Origin of the sequence: Pseudonocardia pini (assembly GCF_013870575.1) — a bacterium.
Lineage (GTDB): Bacteria > Actinomycetota > Actinomycetes > Mycobacteriales > Pseudonocardiaceae > Pseudonocardia > Pseudonocardia pini.
Map to the genome: position 1 here is coordinate 1 of NZ_JACBXB010000850.1, position 2,204 is coordinate 2,204.

Annotated in this window: 1 protein-coding gene and 1 pseudogene; both read left to right on the forward strand. The window is 74.9% G+C overall.

From position 1 onward, the window contains the following. Positions 1-424 (forward strand): annotated as a pseudogene (locus H5J29_RS29875) (hypothetical protein); the annotation flags it as partial. A 31-nt stretch (positions 425-455) separates the two neighbouring features. Next, on the forward strand, positions 456-2,204 hold a 1,749-nt coding region (locus H5J29_RS29880), incomplete at its 3' end, for an ABC transporter ATP-binding protein (RefSeq protein ID WP_181784309.1).

Sequence of the window (2,204 nt, forward strand, 5' to 3'; positions counted from 1 at the left end):
GGCCGGGGGGTTGCTGGCCGTGGTCGGGATCGGGGTCGTGGTGTGCGCGCTCTGGGCCGTGCTCGGGGTGGCGCTCGGCACCCTGGTGGTCAACCAGGCGGGAGCGATCGTCGCGCTGCTCGTCTACGTGCTGGCGGCCGAGAACCTCGTCTCGCTCGTCCTGCGCGCGGGCGCCGACTCCGACCGCGCGCCCGGCGCGATCGCCCGGATCACCTCGTTCCTGCCCGCCAACGCCGGGGACGTGGCGCTCTACGACGTGCCCGCCCGGATCCTCGGCGGCCGGTTCGCGAGGTCGATCGTCGAGAGCCTCGCCGGCGTCGCGGGCCCGCCGCCGGGCTGGGGCGCGCTGTTGGTGCTCGTGGTGTGGACCGCGGCGGGGGTCGCGCTGGCCTGGGTGGTCGGGCAGCGCCGGGACGTGACCTGAGAACGTCGGACCTGCGGCGTACGTTGGATCGGTGCCCGGCCCGCTCCCCACCACCACTGGTTCCACCACCACCCCGAGGTCCTCCTGGATCCGCAGGCTGACCCGCGAGTGCCTGAAGCACCGCGGGGTCACCGTCGGTGCCCTCGTGGCGTCCGTGCTCGGGGTGAGCCTCGACGCACTGGGCCCGCTGCTCACCCGCGCCGCGGTGGACGACGCGGTGCAGGGCGTCACGGACACGCTGCTCACCATCGTGCTGGCCTTCCTCGGCCTCGCCGTGATCCGGTTCGGGGCGTCGTTCCTGCGCCGGTACCTCGCGGGCCGGATGGCGCTCGACGTCCAGCACGACCTCCGCCGCCAGGTCTTCGCCGCCGTCCAGCGGCTCGACGGCCGCAGGCAGGACGCCCTGCGCACCGGCCAGGTGGCCTCGCGCGCGATCACCGACCTGCAGCTCGTCCAGTCGCTGCTGTCCATGGTCCCGCTCACCGCGGGCACGATCGCGCTGGTCATCGCCTCGGTCACCGCGATGCTGTGGCTCTCCCCGCTGCTCACCGTGGTCTCGCTGGTCATGCTGCCGCTCGCCGCGTACGTCACCAGTCGCACCCGGCGCTCGCTGTTCCCCGCGACCTGGTCGGCGCAGCAGCGCGCGGCGGACGTGGCGCAGCAGGTGGAGGAGACCGTCACCGGTGTCCGCGTGGTGAAGGGCTTCGGGCAGGAGGCCCGCGAGGTCGGCACGCTGGAGGGCCTGGCCCGGCGGCTGTTCGGCGAGCGGATGCGCGCCGCCCGGATGACCGCGCGGCTCAACCCGGTGCTGCTCGCCCTGCCCACGCTCGGGCAGGTCGCGGTGATCGGCGTCGGCGGGTGGATGGCCCTGCAGGGGTCCATCTCGCTCGGCACGTTCCTGGCGTTCACCACGTACGTGGCACAGCTCGTCGGGCCCGCCCGGCTCGTGGGCTCGCTGGTCGTGTCCGCACAGCTCGCGCGGGCCGGCGTCGAGCGGGTGTACGACCTGGTCGACGCGGAGCCGGACGTCCAGGACCCGCCCGCCCCGCGCGGGCTCCCGGAGGGCCCGGTGGCGGTCGAGCTGGACGCGGTGCGCTTCGGCTACCAGCCGGGGCAGGCGGTGCTCGACGGGGTGTCGCTGCAGGTCGCGCCGGGGGAGACCCTCGCGATCGTCGGCACCGCGGGCTCCGGCAAGTCCACCGTGGCCCAGCTGCTCCCGCGCTTCTACGACCCGTGGGACGGGACCGTGAGGATCGGCGGCGTGGACGTGCGCGAGCTGCGGCTGCACGACCTGCGCTCCGAGCTGGGTGTGGTGTTCGAGGAGGCGTTCCTCTTCTCGGACACCATCCGCGCCAACATCGCCTACGGCCGCCCCGAGGCCACCGACGAGGAGATCCGCGCGGCCGCCGAGGCCGCGCAGGTCGCCGCGTTCGTCGACGCGCTGCCCGAGGGCTACGACACCGAGGTCGGCGAGCGCGGGCTCACCCTCTCCGGTGGGCAGCGGCAGCGGATCGCGCTGGCCAGGGCCATGCTCACCGACCCGCGGGTGCTGGTGCTCGACGACGCGACCTCCGCCGTGGACACCGCCACCGAGGCCGCGATCCACGACGCGCTCCGCGAGCTGATGACCGGGCGGACCACGGTGCTCGTCGCGCACCGGCGGTCCACGATCGCCCTCGCGGACCGGATCGCGGTGCTCGACGCGGGCCGGCTCGTGGACGTCGGGACCGAGGACGAGCTGCGGGGCCGCTGCGCGCTGTTCCGCGAGCTCCTGGCCACC